This window comes from Thermostichus sp. MS-CIW-37 (assembly GCF_054060065.1).
The window spans coordinates 19,929-38,339 of record NZ_JBSSCV010000028.1; the positions used below are offsets into that span (position 1 = coordinate 19,929).

General features: G+C 58.6%; 15 protein-coding genes, 1 tRNA gene and 1 CRISPR repeat array. Of the genes, 10 read left to right on the forward strand and 6 right to left on the reverse strand.

The features are described from left to right. Positions 1-18 precede the first annotated feature (18 nt). The 3 genes from ACVWYZ_RS11750 to ACVWYZ_RS11760 all read left to right on the forward strand — a co-directional run bounded on the left by ACVWYZ_RS11750 (position 19) and on the right by ACVWYZ_RS11760 (position 2,487). Positions 19-1,533 carry a hypothetical protein gene (locus ACVWYZ_RS11750; RefSeq protein WP_457467159.1) on the forward strand — a complete coding sequence of 505 codons (1,515 nt, stop codon included), beginning with the start codon at positions 19-21 and terminating at the stop codon, positions 1,531-1,533. Between the two features lie 58 nt (positions 1,534-1,591). Next, a tRNA-Leu gene (locus ACVWYZ_RS11755) sits at positions 1,592-1,671 on the forward strand. 204 nt (positions 1,672-1,875) lie between these two features. Beyond that, positions 1,876-2,487 (forward strand): Ycf51 family protein, encoded by a 612-nt coding sequence (locus ACVWYZ_RS11760; RefSeq protein WP_414419582.1) that lies wholly within the window; start codon positions 1,876-1,878, stop codon positions 2,485-2,487. Here ACVWYZ_RS11760 and ACVWYZ_RS11765 read toward each other — a convergent pair. Then, complete coding sequence (locus tag ACVWYZ_RS11765; RefSeq protein WP_457467160.1) at positions 2,415-3,296, reverse strand: alpha/beta fold hydrolase; 882 nt, start codon at positions 3,294-3,296, stop codon at positions 2,415-2,417. The genes ACVWYZ_RS11760 and ACVWYZ_RS11765 overlap by 73 nt on opposite strands. 400 nt (positions 3,297-3,696) lie before the next feature. Here ACVWYZ_RS11765 and ACVWYZ_RS11770 point away from each other — a divergent pair, with 400 nt between their 5' ends. Then, the gene (locus ACVWYZ_RS11770; protein ID WP_457467161.1) at positions 3,697-4,449 is read left to right on the forward strand and encodes a hypothetical protein; all 753 of its coding nucleotides are present in this window, start codon (positions 3,697-3,699) and stop codon (positions 4,447-4,449) included. A 302-nt stretch (positions 4,450-4,751) separates the two neighbouring features. Beyond that, a complete protein-coding gene (locus tag ACVWYZ_RS11775) occupies positions 4,752-5,501 on the forward strand; it encodes a YebC/PmpR family DNA-binding transcriptional regulator (protein ID WP_457467162.1) in 750 nt (249 codons plus the stop codon). 5 nt (positions 5,502-5,506) lie between these two features. On the opposite strand, the gene ACVWYZ_RS11780 is transcribed toward ACVWYZ_RS11775, so the two are convergent. After that, on the reverse strand, positions 5,507-5,818 hold the full coding sequence (locus ACVWYZ_RS11780; RefSeq protein WP_414425718.1) for a YbjQ family protein: 312 nt from the start codon (positions 5,816-5,818) through the stop codon (positions 5,507-5,509). Positions 5,819-5,938: 120 nt separating this feature from the next. On the opposite strand from ACVWYZ_RS11780, the gene rbsK reads away from it, so the two are divergent. Together rbsK and ACVWYZ_RS11790 are read left to right on the forward strand one after the other, a co-directional pair. After that, entirely contained in the window at positions 5,939-6,856 is a 918-nt protein-coding gene (gene rbsK / locus ACVWYZ_RS11785) for a ribokinase (RefSeq protein ID WP_457467163.1), read from the forward strand. A gap of 253 nt (positions 6,857-7,109) precedes the next feature. Then, positions 7,110-7,853: a response regulator gene (locus tag ACVWYZ_RS11790; RefSeq protein ID WP_414343332.1), complete on the forward strand. Its 744-nt coding sequence runs from the start codon at positions 7,110-7,112 to the stop codon at positions 7,851-7,853. 166 nt (positions 7,854-8,019) lie between these two features. Here ACVWYZ_RS11790 and ACVWYZ_RS11795 read toward each other — a convergent pair whose 3' ends face one another. Next, positions 8,020-9,825: a DUF1565 domain-containing protein gene (locus ACVWYZ_RS11795; RefSeq protein ID WP_457467164.1), complete on the reverse strand. Its 1,806-nt coding sequence runs from the start codon at positions 9,823-9,825 to the stop codon at positions 8,020-8,022. A 165-nt stretch (positions 9,826-9,990) separates the two neighbouring features. Between ACVWYZ_RS11795 and ACVWYZ_RS11800 the strand changes: the two genes are divergently transcribed. From ACVWYZ_RS11800 to ald, 3 genes are all read left to right on the forward strand, one after another. Continuing rightward, the gene (locus ACVWYZ_RS11800) at positions 9,991-11,214 is read left to right on the forward strand and encodes a pentapeptide repeat-containing protein (RefSeq protein WP_457467165.1); all 1,224 of its coding nucleotides are present in this window, start codon (positions 9,991-9,993) and stop codon (positions 11,212-11,214) included. Between the two features lie 108 nt (positions 11,215-11,322). Further along, the gene (locus tag ACVWYZ_RS11805) at positions 11,323-12,435 is read left to right on the forward strand and encodes an LptF/LptG family permease (protein WP_457467166.1); all 1,113 of its coding nucleotides are present in this window, start codon (positions 11,323-11,325) and stop codon (positions 12,433-12,435) included. Positions 12,436-12,535: 100 nt separating this feature from the next. Next, positions 12,536-14,235: a CRISPR direct-repeat array (repeat unit 37 nt; unit sequence GTTTCCGTCCCCTTGCGGGGAAAAGGTAGGGATCAAC). Between the two features lie 335 nt (positions 14,236-14,570). Continuing rightward, complete coding sequence (ald, locus tag ACVWYZ_RS11810) at positions 14,571-15,659, forward strand: alanine dehydrogenase (RefSeq protein ID WP_457467167.1); 1,089 nt, start codon at positions 14,571-14,573, stop codon at positions 15,657-15,659. Between the two features lie 37 nt (positions 15,660-15,696). On the opposite strand, the gene ACVWYZ_RS11815 is transcribed toward ald, so the two are convergent. The 3 genes from ACVWYZ_RS11815 to ACVWYZ_RS11825 form a co-directional block, all read right to left on the reverse strand. Beyond that, positions 15,697-16,470: an ABC transporter permease gene (locus ACVWYZ_RS11815; protein ID WP_457467168.1), complete on the reverse strand. Its 774-nt coding sequence runs from the start codon at positions 16,468-16,470 to the stop codon at positions 15,697-15,699. Positions 16,471-16,535: 65 nt separating this feature from the next. Next, on the reverse strand, positions 16,536-17,372 hold the full coding sequence (locus tag ACVWYZ_RS11820) for an ABC transporter ATP-binding protein (RefSeq protein ID WP_457467169.1): 837 nt from the start codon (positions 17,370-17,372) through the stop codon (positions 16,536-16,538). A 268-nt stretch (positions 17,373-17,640) separates the two neighbouring features. Then, positions 17,641-18,411, reverse strand: a 771-nt coding sequence (locus ACVWYZ_RS11825; RefSeq protein WP_457467170.1) for an RNA-guided endonuclease InsQ/TnpB family protein, incomplete at its 5' end; no start/stop codon positions are given.

Consider the following 18,411-nt stretch of genomic DNA (forward strand, 5'->3'; position numbering starts at 1 on the left):
AGGCCGAGACGGAGTCCTTTGAACGCTGCTCAACGGATTCTCAGACGCTCTGTCCTCAGGGGGCGAAGCCGCTGGCTGCTCCTCTACGAGAAGGGGATGGCCCTGCTGGCCCTGAGCAATCTGTGCTTGGTGCTCTTCGACATGAGCTACGTGCCTGGGCGAGACTTTTGGCTCCAGGGTCGGGTGCAAATTTTTGGCGCCTTTGGCCCACCTATTCCGCTGCCGATTCTTTCCGAAGAAACCAGCCGTTCTCCGGTGACCGACCTATACGACCCCATCAAGGGCATTGAGCCCAACCCCGAAACCCAGCGCTACTTGGCCTTGGTGGATGAGCTGCGCCAGGTTACCCTGCGGTTTGGCGTGGAGTCGGAAGCGGCAGCACCAATCCTGGCCCGCTTGCGGGAGCTCAGCGACGAGATGATCGAGACCAACCCCTTTCAGGGCGCCAACAAAACCGGCCAGTTTGTGCGTATCCTCAACTTGATGCGGGAGCACATCCCAGAAGCCGACTCCGCCAGAGCCGCCTTTGCCCGCTTTTGGACTGCTGAGTACTTGGCCGGCGCCGATCCCGCAGATGGAATTGAATTTTTCCAGACCCGGCTGCGCCCCCTCTTCGAGACCAACTATTTCCGCCCCATTGGTGAGAGCGGTAACCCTGTTGACTTTTTCCCGGTGCTGGATTTTCCCTTCGTGCTTCTGTTTGGGCTGGAATTTTTGCTGCGCACGGTGGCCATCAGCCGCCGCTACACCGGCGTCAATTGGCTGGATGCCATGCTCTGGCGTTGGTACGATGTGCTGTTGCTGCTGCCCTTTTGGCGCTGGCTGCGGGTGATCCCCGTCACCATCCGGCTGGGACAAGCGCAGTTGCTGGATCTGGAGCGGGTACGCGCTCAGGTGAGCCAAGGCTTTGTCACCAACTTCGCCGAAGACCTGACGGAAGTCATTGTTGTGCGGGTGATTAACCAAATCCAGGGATCCATTCAGCGCGGATCCCTGCCCCTACTGCCGGCAGCACGTACCCCGCGGGACTACATCGACATCAACAACACCAACGAGCTGGAGGCGATTGCCAACCTGGTTTTTCGCATTGTTCTCTACCGCGTTTTGCCCCAGGTGCAACCGGAGCTGCAACAACTGCTCCGCTACAACCTGGATGGCCTGCTCAAGCAGTTGCCTGCCATGCAAACTCTAAAACAGCTTCCCGGCCTGGGATCCCTGCCCAGCCAACTGACGGAGCGCCTGGCCAACGAGCTGACTACCACCACCTACAAAACCCTAACGGGCAGTTTCGAGGATCCCGTTGGCTCCAAGCTGGCAGCGCAACTGATGCAGCGGTTTGGTGAAGTCTTGGCACGAGAACTCACCCAGGAGCACGCTTTGGAGGAAATTCGCTCTCTCCTGCAAGACTTGCTGGAAGAGATCAAGATCAACTACGTCGAGCGGCTATCCCACGAGGATCTGGAGGAGGTGATGGAGCAAACCCGCCAGCTTCGGCAAAAGGCCCAGCAACTGGAGAAAGACCGCCGCAACTAGGGTTGGGAGGATTGGTTGACGAGGTTTCGCCAGTTCAGTAGGATAATGTTTCCAGGTCGGGCGAGTGGCGAAACTGGTAGACGCACCGCACTCAAAATGCGGCGGGAAACCGTGTCGGTTCGAATCCGACCTTGCCCATGCTCCTCAAATCTGTAGGGCTCGCCGCTTTCTGTGTTTGGTAGGTTGATCCGTCTTGCCTCTTCTCACAGGGGTTTGGTGATAGAACCAGCCAAGCCTTTCTGGAGCAGGGTGCCAGCGGGACGGAGTCCTTAGATAGGGCAGCCAGAATCGGGCTCATTCTGCATCCTAGAGATGAAGCTCTAGCCGCTAAACTGGGGAATCATGGATGCAACTTTGGAATCTTTCTTTGCCTCTGCCACCCAAATTGGGCTAGGTCTAGCAGGCTTGCTGGCTATGCTCACCCTGCTGGCCTGGATCCGCAATTGGCCCTTGAAGTTTGCGCTGGTGGGCTACACGGCGTTTGCGCTGGTTTTAACAGCGGGATGTTTTGCCCTCAGCTTGGGGCCGATCTTTCGCTCCCGCATTCCCGGTGCTGCCCCCTACACCACCGTCTATGACCAAGGGGCGGATCGAGCGGTTATTGCTGTCAGCCCGGATATCACCCCAGAGCAACTGATCCTCACCCTGAAGCAGGCGGCCAGCGATTTGGGATCCCCGGGCCGCTTCTCCACCGGTTCGCCGGTGTTCACCTTGCGGGCCCGCACCGTCATCCATCCCGAGCCGGGAGTTTCCGAGCCGTTGCTCTTGGGCACGCTGCAACAGCCGTTGGGAAAGCGCCTGCGCACCCCAGAAGAACAACAGCAGCAGCAGATCCATCTAGAGGAAGAGGCCTTTGCCCGGCTGCGGAAGTTGGCCCAGGGTCAGGCTTCTGCCGCCTTGTCTGCAGAGGGAGCGGAAGAGCCAACCACCGGGATCCCACTTGCCCAGTCTTGAGCGCTGAGCCAGCGGCGCAGATCCTGTCCCACCCGGTCGGGGATCTCCCAGGGAAAGAGATGAGCCACGTTGGGATAGACAATGCAGGTGCAGTGGGGCAGGGCGCGGGCTGTGGCCAGGCTGCTGTTGGCGGTGATGTGGCGATCCCGCTCGCCGGCCATAAGCAGTACCGGGATGCGAATTCGGTGCAGATCTCCCTCGCGGTTGTAGCCCCGTTGCAAAGCGGCGCGCAGAGCTTGGCGAGCCTGGGGGGAGGTGTGCAGATAGGCGGGCAAGGCCATGTGCGCCAAATACCGATAGGCCGTTGGGGTCTGTTGCTGCATCAGGTAGCGGTAAAGGGAGCGACGGCCAAAGGTCTCGATGTTCCATTCCCAGCCGGGCCAAAGCCAGTTGAGCAGCGAGGCAACGCCGGTGTTGACCTGATCCCAAAAATCGGTGGGGGGATGGTTGCTGCGGGGGCAGGCGGCACTGGCCACCAAGACCAAACCCTTTACCCGCTGCGGCAGCCGCAAAGCCAACTCCAGGGCCAGGATCCCGCCCAAAGACCAGCCCAGCACCAGACACGCCTGCCAGCCCAGGCGATCCAGCAGCCGCTCCAAGTCCTCTAGGTGATCCTGCATCTCAAAGGGATCCGTCACCTGGGAATGCCCGTAGCCACGCAGATCTGGCGCCACACAGGGGTGGATCCCCGCCACTGCCTCTGCAAATACCGCCATGCAGTCGGCATTGCCCGGATGGCCGTGGAGCATCAAGATTGGGAGGGAGGGGATCCCTTCTCCCCAAGTACGATAGTGGAGCTGCAGGCCCATCGCTTGACATTCTCCCTGCCCTAAATGGCAAGGATTCTTTCCCAGGTTGCAGGATGACTCCTAACTTTCTGAGCTACACCACCCTTGCAAGTGGTGGGGGATGCTATGACGCCACCTACTGGGATGAACTCCCAGATACTTTCCCTGTTGACACTGCGCCCTATTCAAGTTGGCGGAGTTCGTTCAACACCATAGCACAAAGCCGCCCTGGTCGCGTCAGCGGGCCGTAGGCCTTAGGGCGGGGCTTGCAACCCAGTTTTCTTGGTCAAAGCTTCTCTTCTGCCCCTGTTTTGAAACTGATCCGAGGCCAATACCCTATTTTTCTCCCTGCCTAGTGCCTCTCTGGCCGATGTCGGGTAGATTTGGCGGTAGCCATCGCTGAAGAATCGGTCAACGCTTTATGAACAGCCCGATCCAGGATTGTGAGCCCCCCGTTTCACCTCGCTCTGAGCAGGGCAGTCTGGGTTGGAGCCTTCCCCTGAAAGGCTTGGGATTTGGCTTGTTTTTCGGATCCCTGGTTTGGGCAGGATGGGCAAGTCAACTCCAACTGTGGGCCCAGCCGGTCGAACAGCAACCCCAGGAGGAAGTCTTAGTGCCAGGGCGCAATTTGGATCCTGGGGCACAAATCCGGGTGCGTAACGAGCTGGTCAAGATCTGTGGGGACTATCGTTGCGAAGATTACCGCTTTTCGGTGCGGGTACTGATCAGACCTGAAGACACTCTGGAAACTCTGCTGGGGCGGCTGGATACGGAGATGCTGCGGGAGGTGGATCGGGTGTTTCAAACTCGGCCCGATCTGAATCGGGTCATTGTCGATGGCTACGTCTTCTCGGGTACTCCCGCTTTTGTCAGCCGGGAAGTGCTGCTGCAAACAATGTTTGTGCCTCGTCACCGTTGGGAAGTGGGCCGCTTTGGGCCGGAGCAAGATGGGATTTTCTATGCCGAGCTGTTGAGACAGGTGACGCCCTTTCTAACTCCATCTCCAACCCCCACGCCTACACCTGGGCCTGTGCCTGGAGAAGCTGTGCCCCCTCTGCCCCCGCCTCCTGGGGAAACTCCTCCCATAGAGGCAACGCCTACCCCTCAAGAAACCCCAGCCCCTCCGCCTCCGCCCCAAGGGGATGTGATCCAGCGGCAGCCGATTCAGCCCTGATGGGTTTGTTGGGTAGCTGAGCCTGGGTTGTGAAGGATCCCTCGTTATAGTCATTTCAAACCAGATTGAGATACTCCCCAAGCGCTCCGCGCCGCTGCCCTTACCCCCAGTTTCTCTCTGGGAGAGGGAGTTAGGAATCGACATAACGAACCGTTTCACTGCTGTTTGAAATAACTAACTATAATTTGTGACCAGGCCAGTGCCCTCCCAGTTGTCGCGGGGTTGAGTCCTGAGCCGAGGTGATCTAGGCTTCAAAAGTGGAGGGATCCCTCCAATTCATTGCTTGACTGGTGTGTGGCGGCATGGCAGGACACAGCAAGTGGGCCAACATTAAACGGCAAAAGGCCCGTGTAGATGCCAAAAAGGGCAGCCTCTTTACCAAACTCTCGCGGGCCATCATCGTGGCAGCTCGCAACGGCTTGCCAGATCCGGATGGGAATTTTCAGTTGCGGGCGGCAGTGGAGAAAGCCAAAGCAGCGGGGATGCCCAGCGAAAACATTGAACGAGCCATTGCCAAGGGAGCCGGCAACTGGAGCGACGACAGCCCCCTGGAAGAAGTTCGCTACGAGGGCTACGGCCCCGGTGGGGTGGCTGTGTTGATCGAAGCCATGACCGACAACCGCAACCGCACGGCTGCCGAGGTGCGAGAAGCCTTCAGCAAAACCGGCGGCAGCTTGGGAGAAGCCGGCTGCGTGAGCTGGCTGTTCCGGCAAAAAGGGGTGATTAGCCTAGAGGGGGTGACAGATCCCGAAGCTCTGCTGCTAGCGGTAGCCGAAGCAGGCGGGGAGGATCTCAAGGTAGAGGGAACCGACGCAGAAGTCTACTGCGATTACACCCTGCTGGAGCAGGTGGCCACCTACCTCAAAAAAGAAGGCTACCAGGTGCAAGAGGCGGCCATCCGCTGGATCCCCTCTACGGAGGTGCATGTGGAGGATCCCGAGACAGCCAAGCTGGTACTGACCCTCATGGAGCGGCTGGACCACTTGGATGATGTGCAAAATGTCTACGCCAACTTTGAGATCGACGAGGCATTGATGGAGAGCCTGGCCTAAAGGTTCTAGCGCAGCTTGACGGCGGTGCCGGCGGCGGTAACGAGGATCATTGTCGTGCTCATGTTGGTATGAATGCTAACGCCTAGGATGCCATTTGCTCCCAAACGTTTGGCTCGCTGCTCCAACTCTTCCAAAACCTTTTTCTGGGCATTCTCGAGAACTTCTTCATAGGTTCTTGTGCGTCCCCCGATGATGTTGCGGAGGGCAGCAAGGAAGTCCCGTAGAACATTGGTGCCATAAACTACCTCGGCGGTAACAATGCCCAAGTAACGCTCAACCTCTCTACCTTGGAGCACGTCTGTAGTGGTCAGCAGCATGGCTTGTTTCCGCGTCACCCCCTCACAAGCTAGCCAATCCTCTCCAAGGTGGAAAGCTCTCCAACCAAGTGGTGGGAGCTAGAATGAGCTACCTCTAGGGCACCGTTTTTCAGCTAGCCAATGACAGCCCTAGTTCGCGTAGTGGGGAGCTTGAATCTGGACTTAGTGGTGCAGGTACCACGCCATCCTGGGCCTGGGGAAACGGTGCTGGGATCCGACTACGCCACCTACCCTGGCGGCAAGGGGGCCAACCAAGCGGTGGCAGCGGCACGGGCGGGAGCCCAGGTGGAGATGTGGGGGGCAGTGGGATCTGACAGCTTTGGCCGCCTGCTGAAAGAGAACCTGGAGCAGAACGGCGTCGATACCCACCACCTGCGGGAGCTGGAAGGGCCCAGCGGCATCGCTCTGATCACTGTGGATCCAGCAGGGCAAAACCGGATTGTGGTCAGCCCCGGCGCTAACAGTCGCTACACCCCCGCCCAGCTGCCTCCTTGGACGCCGGCAGCGATGGTTCTGCTGCAACTGGAAATCCCCCTGGCCACGGTGCAGGCGGTGGCAGAGCAAGCCTTTGCCCAAGGGATCCCCGTCCTGCTCAATCCAGCCCCTGTGGTGCCCCTGCCGGGATCCCTGTTGCGCCAGGTGCGCTACTTGGTGCTCAACGAAAGCGAAGCGGCTGCCCTTGCCCAATCTCCTGTGGAGACGCCGGAACAAGCCCAAAAGATCGCTCAGGAGCTCCAGAAGCACGGGATCCCAACCGTTATCCTCACCTTGGGAGGGGCAGGGCTGGTCTGGGCAGATGGGGAAGAAAGTGGCCATTGGCCCGCCCATCCCGTGGAGGTGGTGGATACCACCGCTGCCGGAGATGGGTTTTGTGGGGCCTTAGCTGCCTGTTTGGCTGCCGGCAGATCCCTGAGGGAAGCCCTGCGTTTTGCCAATGCCGCCGCTGCCTTGGTTGTAACCCGTGCAGGAGCCCAACCCAGCTTGCCCCAACGCTCTGAGATCGAGGCGTTTTTGGCCTCTGCCGTAGAAACAGCATAGACTGCTGCTTATCAAAAGTTTTCGACGTCTGCGGTGGAGAAGTTCATTGGCCGTTTGCGTGAGCGCTATGGGGAAACCGCAACCTCCACAGGACAGAGCGGGGCCAAATCCTTTTTCGGAGCTGCTACTCATAGCCGGCGGAGGGGATCCCTTGCTCCATTGAGTACTGCTCAATAGTGCCTTATCTTCCCTTGTGGGTGTCTTTAGAGTTAGGTAGTGAAAAGAAAGTATTCGGTAATTCTGATAAAGGCCCGTGAGTACCCTCCTTGCTGAAGATGACGCTCTCTACCGTCAGCATGTTCATAGCCTGCTAACACAACATTTGCCTGAGTTCGGCCCGGTGTATATAGCCTCGAATGGTAGAGAGGCGTTGGAACTTTACCGTCAGCACCACCCCAACTTTGTGTTGATGGACATTCGCATGCCTGAGATGACCGGGATCGAGGTAGCGCGGCAGGTTTGGTCAGAGTGCCCCAGCACGCGCATCATTTTTTGGTCGCATTTTGCCGATGAAGTCTATGTGCGGGAACTGCACAAGATCGTGCCTCCGCAAACCGTCTATGGCTACCTTTTGAAAAATTGCACCGATGAAAAATTGGTCAGCGCTATCCAAGCAGTGGTGCAGGATGAGCAATGTGTGATCGACCGAGAGGTGCGCGGAGTCGATTCCCGTTCACAAAACAAAATTACCGGTCTCAGCGACGCCGAGTACGAAGTGTTGATCGACATTGCCCTCGGCCTCACCGACCAAGCCATTGCTGCACGGCGCTTTTTGTCCCGCCGAGGGGTAACCAACCGTCTGCGCAACCTCTACGACAAGTTAGAAGTCAGCAACGACCAAATTGAGAGCGACGAGTGGGGAACCACCTTCAGCTTGCGGGCGCGAGCCATCCGTCTTGCCTTCAAACGGGGGTTGATCAACGCCCAACTGCTGGATGAGGAGGAAGTGCATTTGGATCACTGGCTCAGCCGCTACCGACTGGATCCGCTGGACTAGAGAGGGGGTGTTCGAGCCGTCATCGCTCTTGGCAAGCACTTGTAGTCAATTCCCTTGCCAGCGACCAAGGAGACTTGGGCTCAATGGCTGGCCACCCCGCCAAAGAACTGGGATCAAAGCTCCCTCGTACCGCTATGGAGAAGCAAGCCGGCAGTGTGGGGGGTCGCTAGCGGAAAATCATCTCGGCAACCGCCTCAAAGCCGGCATCCAACAGCCGATCCAAGACCGACTGGGCCTGGCTGCGACTGTCGTACAGGCCCGCCTGCAACACTGTTCTGCCGTTGAAAACCGTTTCCACCGCGTCGGGGATGAGCTGCCGCAATCGGTTCAAGTCATCGCTGCTTTTGGGGGTCACCAACACGCGAAATTGGGTTGCCGAGCCCACAGCAGCCACAGGGGGGGCAACTGGAGTTGTAGTGGGAGCAGAGGGAGTGGCCGGGATCCCTGCCGATGAGCGACGGGCCGGCGGGGGCAGAAGGGTGGTGATATCTGTGAGGGGAGCCGAGGGTGGCCTGGGAACAGGAGCTGCGGGGGCAGGGCCAACCGGCTGAGCAGGTGCGGTAGAGCCATCTGGCGTGAAGGGGACGGCAACAAACTCCTGCACTTGGGGTTGAGTGTCCGCCGGCTGGGCAGGAACGTTGGGCAAAACGCGCCCCCCCGATCCCGATAGAGAGGCAACTGGGCTGGGATCCGTCGATTGCGGCACCGTCACAACCGGTAAGGTGGAGGGGGTCTCAGCGGCTGGCCGGGGATCCCTGGGAGTAGCCGGCTGGGACGGGGCACTGGGCAGAGCCAAAGTGCCAGGAGCAATGGGGCGGGGAGCGCTATCGGGGAGAGCGGCGACGGTGGTTTGACCGGACAGATCCAGATCCCCTTTGGCTTTGCCCCGCAGTTGGTTGCCGTTGGCATTGATGCGCAGGCCGCGGGTGGCGTTGTGGATGTCGTATTGGCCGTTGCCCTCAAAGATGTTGTTGCCGGGATCCGTGGCCGTGCCTAGATCCGGCTGGGCGTTGGTGATGGCAGTGAGGCCGGTCTCCAAGTTCTGGGCGATGAGATTGTTGCGCAGGATGGGCCTGGAGCTGCCCCCGACAACCACGCCGGTACGGTTCTGCAGAATGCGGTTGTTGCGCACAACAGGCGCCGAGCGTTGGTCGATGGTGAGGCCAAAGCCGGTTTCTTGGAACAGGTTATTGACGATGGTGGGCTGGGAGGTGCCCAAAACGGAAATGCCGTTGGCCCCGTTTTTATAGAAGCGGTTGCCCTCTACCCAGGGATTGGCAGCGCCAGCAATGAAGATCCCATCGTGGATGCTGCCCACAAAGCTGTTGTTGAGAATGCGCGGGGAGGCAGATTCCACCCAGAGGGCATAGCCGCGCCGCCCCTGGTTGCGCAGGGTAATTCCTCGCACTTCTGCGCCGGTCTCTGCCAGCAGAGCAACATTTTGTCGGCCTAGGGTCGGGCTCATGTAGGTACCGCCGCCGGTGATGAGATAGCCCTCTCCCAAGGTGGACTCGTCCCCACGCAAGGTGAGGCCGGCTTTCAGACGGATGGGGAAGGTTTCGCCGCTCTCCTCGCTATATACCCCGGGAAAAAGCTGAATGACGCTGCCAGCCTCAGCCCGCTGAATGGCATAAGTAATCGTCTTGAAGGGGTTATTGCGGGATCCATCCCCACGGGTATCGCTGCCGTTGGCCGCATCCACAAAAATAGCCGGGCGATTGTCCGGGAGAGGGGGAGCTTGAGGCAGGGTCTGCTCGCCGGTAATACCAGTGTCCAGGGAAGTTTGCGCCCAGCCAGGATCCAATTTGGCTGCTAGCAGTAAGGTGGTGCCGAGTAGCAGAGAGGACGCCAGCCGCACCAGCATTGCCCAGCGGTAACACTGCACCCGCAAGCCGGGCAGGACTGCTGTAGATTGGTGTTCGCCACATTGCTGCAGGCTAATAGGCAATATGAACAGTAAGGAAGAGATCATAGTGGTTATCCCCACACCAGGCTGGGCTAGAGAAGGAAAGCCGAGGTCATCTTACCAAACTGAGCAGGCAGGGGCCTGCCCTATTCTCCAACTCTAAATACGGACTAACGCAGGCTTTTTTTGCAAATCTGACACTAGCCCTAGAGTATCATCCTTTCTTGCGCCATGACCTACAGAACCCTTGCCCCCGAACATCTGCCCCAAGAGCCGCCGCTGGTTGAATCCGAGATCCTGCTGTCTCCGGTCTCACCGTGGCAACCCCTGATTCATCTGCTGCTGTTGGGGATCCCGGCCTTCTTGCTGCTCTTGGGAAAGCTGATGGCTCAGCCGGTCTTGGGCTGGGGGGCGGTGCTGGCTTGGCTGGGCCTGGCGGGCTGGTGGGGGCGATCGCTTTGGGCTCAGATCGGACGCCGTCTTTGGCAGTGGCTGACCACTTGGCCTCAATTGGCCTGGGCGGGAGTGGCCCTCAGCTTGGCCGTGATGGGAGGGATTGCCGGGAGCGGGTTGTTTTCTGCCTTGGGATCCCTGAGTTGGGAGGCGATTGGGGCTTTGGGAGAAGTGTTTGGGGCCACAGGCCAGATCTTGATCGCCATCCTGGCCGCCTACATCGCCTGGCGGCAGTACATCATCTCCCGCGATCTCACCATTCAGCAGAATATCATCACCCAGCAGCAGACCATCGACGCCTACTTTGAAGGCATTTCCAACCTGGTCTTGTCTCCCGATGGGCAGTTGGACGATTGGCCCCTGGAGCGGGCCATTGCTGCCGGGCGCACGGCTGCTTTGTTGAACGGGGTGGATCGCTTCGGCAAAGCCAAGATCCTGCGCTTTCTCTCCACCGCTAACCTGCTCAGCCCTCTGCGGCGAGACGAACACCTGGGCCGACCCATTCTGGACGGCAAAGGGGGTTACCAGCGGGATCGCGTGAACGGCATCCGAGTGGTCAACCTGGGCACGATGCTGGAGGGAGCCGACCTGCATGGCACCCTGTTGCGAGCGGTGGATTTCAGCGAAGCCAGCCTGGAGCGGGCCAACCTGAGCGGCTGCGATCTCAGCCACACCAATCTGTGCGGAGCTAACTTGCGGAATGCCGACCTGCGCGGGGCCGATCTCTACCGCGCTTTGCTGTTTGTGGGATCCCCTCAGACGGCTTCCCCCGCTCAGCCGGGGCAAAAGCCGGATTTTAAGACCGGAGCCTACACCGGAGCTATCGTGGCAGGGGCAGATTTCCGCCAGGCTCGCCGCCTTTCCCCCGAACAGCGGGCCTACCTGGCCGCCTGGGGGGCCGAGCTGGATCCCGAGTCCGAACCTCCCCTCAACTCTCCTAGGCCGCGTTCGGATCCTGCCGACAAAACAGAGTCGTTTCCCCCACCTGCCCCAAGCCCTTGAGCGAGAATGCATTGATGAGCCTGGTTCAGGGCTTTTGCTGCCGATTTTTCGGCCATTGCAACCCGTCTCTTCCATGGGGATGAGGGCGATCCCTTTCAATTCTCAAACATGGCACGGTTGCTCACCAAGTTCTGGCTGCTGGAGCGCTATCTATTTGGGCAGATGCTCACCCCAGTGCTGACCGGTGTTGCGGGGGGAACCCTGCTGCTGCTGGTGGGCCGACTGTTTACCCTGGCCGAGCGGCTGGTCGAGGGATCCGTCCCCCCCCTGACGGTGTTGCGCCTCTTGGTTTTGGATCTGCCGGAGATGGTGGTGCTGGGTATGCCCATTGCCGCCTTCTTTGCCACCATGCTCACCTTGGGCAAGCTGAGCGGCAACAGCGAGATCACCGCTATGCGGGCAGCCGGGATCCCGTTTAGCCGGATTTTCCGGCCCCTGCTGCTGGTGGGGTTGGCCATGAGCTTGAGCGCTTTTTTCATTAGCAACGTGCTGCTGCCGGCCAGTAAACAGCAAATCCGCCAGATCGATCAGCAAGCTTTGCTGGCCCAGGCCACCACCCCGGTGCAATACGATGTCTTTTTCAAAACCGAAGACAACCTCTGGTTCTTCATCCGCCAAGTGGATCCCCGGTTAAATACGATGCAAGATGTTACGATTTTGCGGGTGAATCCCTTGCCGGGGGGCAAATACCAGTTGGCGGAAGTGACCTTGGCCGCTCAGGCAGTGTGGAATGGACTGGAGTGGAGCCTGAGCGAAGGGGCAACCCACCTTTACAGCCCCACCGGCCTCAGCATTGCCGAGCAAACGTTTCATCGCAAGCCGTTGCAAGTTTCTCAGGATCTGGCTACCCTGACGCAGCCGCCGGTTCCCCCCAGCGAGTTGAGCTTGCCGGAGCTGGCAGAGCGGATTTCCCGCCTGGCCCGCTCCAATCTCAATACTCAGGCTCTGCGCACCGAGTTCCACATGCGCTTCTCCCTGCCCTTGGCCAGCTTTTTTGCCGTGCTGATTTCGCTACCCCTGGGATCCACCACTGCCCGGCGGGTGGGACGCTACGGGGGCGTCGTCTTCGGGATCCTGTTGGTGTTTGCCTACTACGTGGTTCTGAGCGTGTCTCGCAGCTTGGGAGAAGTGGGAGCCCTTCCCCCTTGGGCGGCAGCCTGGAGCTTCAACATCTTGTTCGGCGGCATCGGACTGGTGCTGCTGGCCCGTTTCCTGCGCTAGGGATCCACCCTAGAATCCGCCAGTCTCAGTTCTCAAGGATGTCTCGAAGAAGGCAGGGATCAACTTTCCTTTCTCTCTCCTCTCGCCTCGCGTAGCTCAGGTTTCCGTCCCCTTGCGGGGAAAAGGTAGGGATCAACTTACAAAGGACGGAGTTCGTCTTATTTACAAAGATGGTTTCCGTCCCCTTGCGGGGAAAAGGTAGGGATCAACTGAACAAGCAACCAACCTACGTCGAAATCTGGCGGAACCCGTTTCCGTCCCCTTGCGGGGAAAAGGTAGGGATCAACGCAAAGGGGCCTAAAATCCGTCCTAACAAGCCAGTGCAACCGTTTCCGTCCCCTTGCGGGGAAAAGGTAGGGATCAACTCCGTAAGTTCCTCAGTAAACAAAAAGTCCATGTCGAGAGTTTCCGTCCCCTTGCGGGGAAAAGGTAGGGATCAACCGCATAGGCATCGGAGAAGGCAGAGAAGTACGTACGTATTGTTTCCGTCCCCTTGCGGGGAAAAGGTAGGGATCAACGTCATTAAGGCAAAAGCGAAAAGCCAGTCCCCTGGCGAGTTTCCGTCCCCTTGCGGGGAAAAGGTAGGGATCAACTGTTCTTTATTCCCGTACAAGGGAGGTCGTATGATGTTTCCGTCCCCTTGCGGGGAAAAGGTAGGGATCAACGAGTTAGCTTCACTCCACCTACCCGGGACACCAGTGGAGTTTCCGTCCCCTTGCGGGGAAAAGGTAGGGATCAACCTGTAATAAATCTCGGGAAGCGGCTCCGACTATACCGTTTCCGTCCCCTTGCGGGGAAAAGGTAGGGATCAACTTGGAGTTTGTCAATAAGCCCTTTGAGTGGGCTGAAATAGAGTTTCCGTCCCCTTGCGGGGAAAAGGTAGGGATCAACTTGGGTACGCCTCACAAAGCGCTGCCCGTACCTCTAATATGTTTCCGTCCCCTTGCGGGGAAAAGGTAGGGATCAACGAGTGAAATAGTTCCCATTAACGCCGATAAGGTTCGGGAAGTTTCCGTCCCCTTGCGGGGAAAAGGTAGGGATCAACTCCTTCCAGGTCTTGACAACGAGGGGCGGAGCCCCAGCGTGTTTCCGTCCCCTTGCGGGGAAAAGGTAGGGATCAACTTAGAGCAGGTTATTGTGATTCACCTGCCTAATAGGGGGGTTTCCGTCCCCTTGCGGGGAAAAGGTAGGGATCAACTAGGTACTCTTGATAGGTTAACCACACCCTACTGGCAGTTTCCGTCCCCTTGCGGGGAAAAGGTAGGGATCAACGGTCGTTACATGATAGTGGAGTTATTCCACAAGACCTTCCTGTTTCCGTCCCCTTGCGGGGAAAAGGTAGGGATCAACCTCTGTTTGCGATCCGTGGCCTTGCCACGGCTGCTGCGTTTCCGTCCCCTTGCGGGGAAAAGGTAGGGATCAACGGACGCCGGACGAACTTGCCTACATGGCTGAAGAGGCGTTTCCGTCCCCTTGCGGGGAAAAGGTAGGGATCAACGGCGAGCAGGTATTTTCCATCGGCAGCACCGAATTTGAAGTTTCCGTCCCCTTGCGGGGAAAAGGTAGGGATCAACGTGCTCAAGAGCGGGTTAAGTACCTGTTAAACCGACGTTTCCGTCCCCTTGCGGGGAAAAGGTAGGGATCAACGTACTACAATTGAATCTTCTGGGTACCCCCAGGTTTGGGGCGTTTCCGTCCCCTTGCGGGGAAAAGGTAGGGATCAACGTTGGACTTTGAACTAGTTGATCGTGGAGATCATGTAGGTTTCCGTCCCCTTGCGGGGAAAAGGTAGGGATCAACCCTACCCCCGGAAAAGCTTGAATCCATGCAGTTTTCAAGGTGCGTTCGCGAGGGAGTACGGAGACTTCGTGACATAGATATTAACATTGCTCTTGGGGATAAGCGCAAGCAAGAAAATTGGGCTTTCTGAGGCTGTTATGTCTTGTTTTCGTGCCAATCATGGCAAGAGATCTAGGTTTGCCCTTGAAATCTTGAGCTAACAAAATTAGCCTGGCGATTGCTTGCCCCGACAGATCGCGCACAAAACTTTACGATTTTCGCTCTCCTGCTCAGGCCAGGGATCCCATCGGGGAGAGAGTCTGTCTAGACTGGAAAGCAGCCCTACGGGGATCCCTATGCGAATTGGCGTGCCCAAAGAGATCAAAGAGCAAGAGTTCCGTGTCGGGCTGACACCGGCGGCGGTGCGGGCCTTGACCGAGCAGGGGCATCAGGTGTGGGTGGAAACCCAAGCAGGCCAGGGGGCGGGCTTCACGGATGAGGACTACCAAAAAGCGGGGGCCAAGCTGGCTGTCACTCCTGAGGAGATCTACCGGCAGGAGCTGGTGGTGAAGGTAAAGGAGCCCTTGCCTGCCGAGTATCCTCTGCTCCATCCCGACCTCATCCTGTTTACCTATTTGCACTTGGCCGCCAGCCGCGAGCTGACCCAGGCGCTGCTGCAGTCGGGAGCCACCTGCCTCGCCTATGAAACGGTGGAATGGGCGGATGGATCCCTGCCCTTGTTGATGCCCATGAGCATGATTGCCGGGCGGCTCTCGGTGCAGTTTGGCGCCCATTACCTGACCCGACAACAGGGGGGGCGAGGCGTGTTGCTGGGCGGGATCCCGGGGGTGCCGCCGGGGCGGGTGGTGATCCTGGGCGGGGGAACCGTGGGCACTGAGGCGGCCAAAATGGCCGTAGGCTTGGGGGCACGGGTGCAGATTTTGGACATTAACCTGCAGCGGCTGAACGAGCTGGAGCTGATTTTTGGCTCGCGGGTAGAGCTGCTCTACAGCACGGCCCAAAGCGTGGAAGAGTGTGTTCGCGAGGCCGACCTGCTGGTGGGGGCAGTGTTGGTGCCGGGAAGGCGGGCGCCGGTCTTGGTGGGAGAAGAGTTGGTGGCCCAAATGCGTCCTCGCTCCCTCATTGTGGATGTGGCGGTGGATCAGGGGGGGTGCATCGCCACCACACGGGTTACCACCCATGCCCAGCCGGTTTACGAAGCCTACGGGGTGCTACACTACGGCGTTCCCAACATGCCCGGAGCCGTTCCCTGGACTTCGACCCAAGCGCTGGTCAACGCCACTCTCCCCTACATCCTCAAGCTGGCCAACCTTGGCCTGGCCGCTGCTTTGGAACAAGACCCGGCCTTGGCCAAAGGGCTAAACGTCAGGGCAGGCAAGCTCATCCACCCGGCAGTGCGGGCCACTTTTCCAGATTTGGGCTAGCTTGTTCAGGCATCGGTGGGATCCCCTGGAGCAGATGCTACTGTCGCCAGGACAGGACATAGCGCTCCAGAGCCGCGAAAAAGGTGTAGAGCAAGACACCCATGAGGCCGAGGGCAGCCAAACCCGCAAAGGCCAAAGGCACATCAAAAGAAGAACTGGCCGACACGATCAGGTAGCCCAGCCCCTGGTTAGAAGCCACCGTCTCCGAGATCACCGAGCCGACAAAAGCAAAGGAGATGGCCACTTTCAACGAGGCAAACAGGTAGGGCATGCTGTGGGGTAGCCCCACCTTGGTGAAAATCTCCCAAGAGCTGGCCCCCAACGAGCGCAGCACATCCCGCATTTCGGCTTCCACCGTCTCCAGCCCCACCGCCACATTGACCGCAATGGGGAAAAAAGCCAGCAAAAAGGCCGTGATCACCGCCGGGATCGTGCCCAAGCCAAACCAAATCGCCAGCAGTGGCACCAAAGCCACCTTTGGGATGGTGTTAAACCCCACCAGCAGCGGGTACAAACACAGATGGGCCAGGCGAGAGCTGCCGATGATCGCTCCAAGCACTATCCCCCCCACCAAAGCCAGCACAAAGGCCAGCAGCGTCGAAGTGAGGGTGGTTAGGGAGTGACGCAGAATCACCGGGCTCCATTGGTTCATGGCTGCCAGGATCTCGGTGGGCGCCGGCAGAATGAAGCGAGGAACATTGAACAGCCCCACCCCCACCTGCCAGAGCACAAGGGTCAAAACGATGGTGGCAGCAGGTAAAACAACAGAAGCCGCTTTGGTCTGCAAAAATCGGTCAAATGATTTTTTCATCGGGATCCCTCGGCAGAGTTGGGCAGTAGTCTATCCAGGCTTGACTAGGCCAATGGCTGTTTAGCCTAATAGCTGCGCCGAATGTGCTTGCGCACTTCCGAGACCAAGTGGTGAAACTCGTCCGTCAGGCAGATCTCCAGCGGGCGTGGACGGGGCAGATCCACTTTGAGGGAAAAGATGATCTCGCTCGGTCGTGGCCCCATCACATAAATGGTATCGGAGAGGAAAACTGCTTCCCGCAAGTCGTGGGTGATCAGAATAGCAGTGCAGCCGGTGCGCATCCACAGCCGTTGCAACATTTCCCACATATCCTCGCGGGTAAAGGCATCCAGAGCAGCAAAAGGTTCGTCCAACAGCAACAGCTCCGGCTGATGGATCAAAGCGCGGCACAGGGAAGCCCGCTGCCGCATTCCCCCGGAAAGCTGCCAAGGATAGGCTTTCTGAAAACCCTCCAAGCCCACGGTGGCCAGCAGCTCCAGCGCCGACTTCTCGTGCTGGGCCAGGTTTTGCTTGAAGGTGCGCTTGTAGGGCTCTACCACCTCCAACGGCAGCAACACGTTCTCCAGGGTTGTGCGCCAGGGCAGCAGCACCGGGTTTTGAAAGGCCATGCCCACACTCTTCAGGGGGCCAGCGATGGGCTGCAACTGAAAGTAGAGGGTGCCGCCATGGTCAGTGTTCAGGCCGGCCATCATCTTCAAAAGAGAAGTCTTGCCACAGCCGCTCGGCCCAACAATGGAGACAAACTCCGAGTGGGCAACAGAAAAGCTGACGTCGCGGATGATCGTGACTGGGGATCCCTTGGTGGGGTACTGCAGCGAGACGTGGCGCAACTCCAGAACGGGCTTGCCCGAAACAGCGGGGGAAGATAACCCACTTTGAACCACCCTCTGCGACTCCAACATTGACTCAACTCCAATGATTTTCATAGTGGCCCAAGTGAGGGCTGATCCCCCTGATCCAGACAGATGATGGCGGGAGCAATGAGGGTTGCAGGCCGGTTTATCTCGATTGGTATGGCCAACCCCATCCCCACTACATCAGAGAGAGGGGCAGCCAGCTGTGTTGCCAGATACTTTGTGGGCCGGTGACGTCCCCCCATTTTCCGCTTCAGGAGATGTGGGATCCCCGAGGGCCCGGTCATCGAAGACAGTAAACTACCCGACACCCGTGCTATGCGCAGGGTGCGGGCTTTATCCCAATCCCTAGCGGCCCCAGAGGACAGCTAAGTTTCGGAATTTCAGGCGAGTTTACAGTCGCCCCAAGGAGAGAGATTACTTGAGCAGCGTTATAGTCAGCATCTCCTTCCCATCCACAGTGCCCACACTTGAACGACTTGCCACTGCGATAGGACTTGCCCTGCTCAGGGTGGATGTGCAGGCATTTGTGGCAGGTCTGGCTGGTGTAGGCGGGCGGCACCAGTACCACAGGCACTCCAGCAATGGCAGCCTTGTAGGCCACAAACATCCTGAGCTGGTAGAACGCCCAGTTGTTAGTCCTGCGCCGCTCAGCCTTACTTCGAGACTTCTGATTCAAGCAATCTCTGATGCCTGTCAAGTCTTCAAAAGCCAGTGCCGCACCAATAGCCTGGGCATCCCTGACCAAGGTTTTGCTGATGTTATGGTTCAGCCATGTCTGGTAGCGCCGTTCTCTCCCAGAGAGCCTTCTCAGCAACCTCCTAGAGCTGCGAGTGCGTTTGGATTGAACCTTGGCGCGTACACGGCTGAACCGGTCACGGACGGCCTGGATGTGCTCTCCACTCCAGGAGCGTCCGTTGCTAGCGGTGGCGATATCCCGCCTGCCCAAGTCAACTCCGATCACCTTTGGAGTTTTGCCAGTCGGGGGAGTATCCAGCTCAACAGCAATGTTGATGTAGTAGTCCCCTTGCTTGGTCTTGGACAGAGTAGCGCTGGTGGGCGTTTGCCCCCGCAGCAAAGCGATTTG

Coding starts and splice junctions, on each gene's coding strand:
- ACVWYZ_RS11775 (WP_457467162.1), top strand. CDS start 4,752: ATGGCAGGACACAGCAAGTGGGCCAACATTAAACGGCAAAAGGCCCGT.
- ACVWYZ_RS11815 (WP_457467168.1), bottom strand. CDS start 16,470: ATGAAAAAATCATTTGACCGATTTTTGCAGACCAAAGCGGCTTCTGTT.
- ACVWYZ_RS11820 (WP_457467169.1), bottom strand. CDS start 17,372: ATGTTGGAGTCGCAGAGGGTGGTTCAAAGTGGGTTATCTTCCCCCGCT.
- ald (WP_457467167.1), top strand. CDS start 14,571: ATGCGAATTGGCGTGCCCAAAGAGATCAAAGAGCAAGAGTTCCGTGTC.
- ACVWYZ_RS11780 (WP_414425718.1), bottom strand. CDS start 5,818: ATGCTGCTGACCACTACAGACGTGCTCCAAGGTAGAGAGGTTGAGCGT.
- ACVWYZ_RS11760 (WP_414419582.1), top strand. CDS start 1,876: ATGGATGCAACTTTGGAATCTTTCTTTGCCTCTGCCACCCAAATTGGG.
- ACVWYZ_RS11800 (WP_457467165.1), top strand. CDS start 9,991: ATGACCTACAGAACCCTTGCCCCCGAACATCTGCCCCAAGAGCCGCCG.
- ACVWYZ_RS11770 (WP_457467161.1), top strand. CDS start 3,697: ATGAACAGCCCGATCCAGGATTGTGAGCCCCCCGTTTCACCTCGCTCT.
- ACVWYZ_RS11805 (WP_457467166.1), top strand. CDS start 11,323: ATGGCACGGTTGCTCACCAAGTTCTGGCTGCTGGAGCGCTATCTATTT.
- ACVWYZ_RS11795 (WP_457467164.1), bottom strand. CDS start 9,825: ATGATCTCTTCCTTACTGTTCATATTGCCTATTAGCCTGCAGCAATGT.
- ACVWYZ_RS11765 (WP_457467160.1), bottom strand. CDS start 3,296: ATGGGCCTGCAGCTCCACTATCGTACTTGGGGAGAAGGGATCCCCTCC.
- rbsK (WP_457467163.1), top strand. CDS start 5,939: ATGACAGCCCTAGTTCGCGTAGTGGGGAGCTTGAATCTGGACTTAGTG.